Below are 3939 nucleotides of genomic sequence, written 5' to 3' on the forward strand. Positions count from 1 at the left end.
GTATTGTAAAACTTCATTCAGTTTGTAAGCATAAGTAATCAAGCATGGTATTATGTGGTCAGGAGGTTGAGAATGCAGCTAACAGAACGTCACATCATTAAATCGAAAGAACGCCGTTTCGTCCAAATTGACGAACTAGCTTTTAAATCGAAGAATCTCTACAATGCTGCCAATTATGTCCTTCGTCAAAGTTTCATTTATGGATGGGGCTATGTCAATTACAACGAAATGAATCGCTTGATGAAATCTCACGCAGCTTACAAGGCAATGCCTGCCAAGGTTAGCCAGCAAATCTTGATGTTGTTAGACAAAAACTGGAAATCGTTTTTTGAAGCTCTCAAAGCTTACAAAAAAGATGCCTCTAAATTTACGGGTCGTCCAAAACTACCTAAGTACAAAGATAAAGTCAAAGGTCGAAATATCCTGGTTTATACGATTCAAGCAATAAGCAGCAGGCAGTTGAAAAATGGAATTATTAAACTGTCAGGTACTGAGATTTTAATCAAAACCAAAGTAAATCCCGAACGAATTTGTCAAGTTAGATTGGTTCCCAAATGCGATGCTTATGTAATTGAGGTAATTTACGATGAACCGGAGTCCACCGCTAGCAGTAACAACTTCGTAGCTAGTATTGATTTGGGACTGGACAATTTAGTGGCGCTAACTTCAAATCAACCGGGATTTATCCCTCTTTTGATTAACGGGCGACCACTCAAATCGATTAACCAGTTCTACAACAAACGTTCTTCGCAGTTGCAATCCCAACTAAAAGGGGAGCGCAAAACCTCACCCCGGCTTCAACGCTTAACCCGCTGTCGCAACCAAAAAGTCGATAATTACTTGCATCACACAAGTCGATTAATAGTCGAACTTCTGACGGCAAATCAAATTGGGACGCTAGTAATTGGCAAAAATGCACAGTGGAAAACTGAAATTAACCTGGGAAAACGAACTAATCAAAACTTTGTCAGCATTCCTCACGCTCGATTAATTGAGATGTTGGAATACAAGGCTCGATTGGTGGGAATTAAGGTGATTGTTCAAGAAGAATCTTACACGTCTAAGTCGAATGTGCGTTTCGTTCTGAAGAAACCCAGAAATGGGGGGAATTCAGGCTCTAATAAGGTAATCCAATATGGATTGAGTTCGCACTTTAATCCCTTGTTAGATGACAACTTGTTCGTCTTGTGGGTGAGAACACTGTTCAAGTCCCATCCCGCTGGTGCTGCGGTGAAAGCATCACCCCTACGGTAGCGATTAGCCATCAATCCGTAAAGCGGGGTGAAAAAGCGGTAACTGGAAAACCTATTCTAGAATCCCGTTGAGCAGGAGTTTATGGGTAGCAAAAGCAAAGGTACATCCGAACCATCGTGAGAGATAACCAGCGAAACAGGTTGATACGCTGGGAGTCCCAAAAGGGCAAGGATTGGTAATAAAGGGATTCTACCTTCAATTTACCACAGGGTTGGCAATTGTTTGTTTGACCAACCAAGCACTCTGTAATAAACCCGGTGGAAAGTACCACCCTAAAAGCTCTAAACAAAGACGAACAGGAACGAAATAACCTACCGTTTGCTCTCTGGAAAAGTCGATTTTCAGAGTAGGTGCTAACCGGATGCAACGGCAAGGAGAGATTGGGTCAAAAGCGAAAGCTCCCCTGTAACGAGGGAGATATGCAGACAGACCCACGGTGTCTCGGAAGATAGAGCCTCCAGTAGCAATATAAAAGTCATGAGCACGGTAAAACCGATGTATGAATGGAACAAGACTCCTTGGCGAAAGCTGGAAAGAGTTGTGTTCAAGTTGCAGAAAAGAATCTATCAAGCCGCCAATCGTGGTGATATTAAGGCGCTTCGCAGACTCCAAAAGTTGTTGATGAAGTCCTGGGCTGCAAAATGCTTAGCGGTTCGTAGGGTTACTCAGGATAACAAAGGAAAAAAGACGGCAGGTGTGGATGGTGTCAAATCACTAACCCCAAAGCAACGCCTTGACCTAATAGGTAATATAAACCTGAGTTCAAAGGTCAGCCCAACCAGGCGAGTATGGATTCCCAAGCCTGGTACAGAAGAGAAGCGACCTTTAGGAATCCCAACAATGAAAGACCGGGCATTGCAGGCGCTTGTTAAACTGGCATTAGAACCAGAATGGGAAGCGCGATTTGAACCGAACCAATATGGGTTCAGACCTGGACGCTCGTGCCAAGATGCTATCGGGGCAATATTTAATGCGATTAGGTATAAGCAAAAATATGTGCTAGATGCGGACATCGCCAAATGCTTCGACAAAATCGACCATGAAGCACTGCTTAAAAAATTAAATACATTCCCGCTTTTGCGCCGCCAAATCAAGGCATGGCTCAGAGCGGGGGTGATGGACGGACAGCAGTTGTTTCCAACACTTGAGGGTACGCCACAGGGTGGAGTTATTTCTCCACTACTGGCTAATATAGCTCTCCACGGGATGGAACATCGAATTAAGGAATTTGCCAAAACCTTGGACATCAAAAAGTCAACAGGAAAAGGGCAAGTAAGCTGGCAACAAAAATGTAAAAGCATATCCTTAATAAGATACGCCGATGACTTCGTAATTCTCCACGAAGATTTAACCGTTGTTCAAAAGTGTAAAGAGATAATCTCTGAATGGCTAAAAGGCATGGGTTTGGAGCTAAAATTCAGTAAAACAAGGATAGCTCACACAATGAGCAGCCATGATGGACAGTCTCCAGGATTTGATTTCCTGGGATTCAAAGTCAGGCAATATCCATCTGGCAAATATACTAGCGGGAAAAATCCCCAAGGTGAACTACTGGGTTTCAGCACAATCATCACCCCAAGCCCGACAAAAGTTAAGATACACCTCAAAGAAATCGCAAGAATAATAGACATCCACAAAGCCAAATCTCAATCAGATTTAATTAAGAGGTTAAATCCTCTAATTATAGGGTGGGCTAATTATTACCGAACGGTTCCAAGTAGCAAAGTCTTCTATAAATTAGACTCACTGGTGTATCAAAAACTCAGAGCTTGGGCAAATCATCGCCATCACAAATCGAAAACATGGGTGTCAAATAAATACTGGCAAACCATAGGCAATGATCACTGGGTATTCGCAATCAGGGAAGAAGGGACTAACCCTCTCCGGTTACGTAAACATGGTCAAATAAAAATCATAGACCATGCCAAAGTTAAAGGCGAATCGTCACCATACGACGGAAACCTGGTGTATTGGAGTATAAGAATGGGAAAACACCCTGAAAGTCCCAAAAGAGTGACAACACTTCTTAAGATTCAAAAGGGTAAATGTTCTCACTGCGGATTACATTTTCGAGACGAAGATGTCATGGAAGTTGACCACAGAATTCCTAAATCGAAAGGTGGAAAGGATTCTTATGACAACTGGGACTTACTTCACAGGCATTGCCACGATATAAAGACTGCTACAGATGGCAGTCGGGGTACAAAATCTAGCTGTAAAAGTGTTAAACCTAAGCCACCTTCACGTACAGAATGGTTCTGGAAAGAGGATATGTTGGTAACGCGGTATGAGTGACAATCACCGAGTCATTGAGGAGCCGTGTGAAGAGAAATTTTCACGCACGGTTTTGGAGAGCGGCGGCTCTCGTGAGGGGGTCGCCGACTTTAATTTCTTGAATCTAGATCCAATTCCTGTGTACGGGCATACTAGCGCTTTGGATGTCGTATTTAGTGGCAGGCGAATCAAAAGAGGATTATACAGAACATCAGTCGGTCAATTAATTAACTCCGATGTTAACGGTTCTTACAACATCCTCAGAAAAGCAATCCCAAATGCCTTTGGCAATGGGATAGAGAGCTGCGTAGTTCAGCCAAGGCGGGTCAATCCGCTCGAAGTGAAAGCGAAAGGGGAGGGACTGGAAGCCTCCCATGTCATGTAATAGATGACTATACTTTTACCAGCTAT

Annotated in this window: 2 protein-coding genes and 1 pseudogene; all 3 read left to right on the forward strand. The window is 43.1% G+C overall.

The window, feature by feature from the left end; translation table 11 throughout:
- Positions 1 to 72 precede the first annotated feature (72 nt).
- Positions 73 to 1254: a transposase gene (locus tag JGK36_RS33310; protein ID WP_293201347.1), complete on the forward strand. Its 1182-nt coding sequence runs from the start codon at positions 73 to 75 to the stop codon at positions 1252 to 1254.
- 477 nt (positions 1255 to 1731) lie between these two features.
- A complete protein-coding gene (gene ltrA / locus JGK36_RS33315; RefSeq protein WP_293187180.1) occupies positions 1732 to 3549 on the forward strand; it encodes a group II intron reverse transcriptase/maturase in 1818 nt (605 codons plus the stop codon).
- 91 nt (positions 3550 to 3640) lie between these two features.
- A pseudogene (locus JGK36_RS33320) lies at positions 3641 to 3913 on the forward strand (RNA-guided endonuclease TnpB family protein); the annotation flags it as partial.
- Positions 3914 to 3939: the final 26 nt, after the last annotated feature.

Source organism: Microcoleus sp. PH2017_35_SFW_U_B (assembly GCF_020737865.1).
Lineage (GTDB): Bacteria > Cyanobacteriota > Cyanobacteriia > Cyanobacteriales > Microcoleaceae > Microcoleus.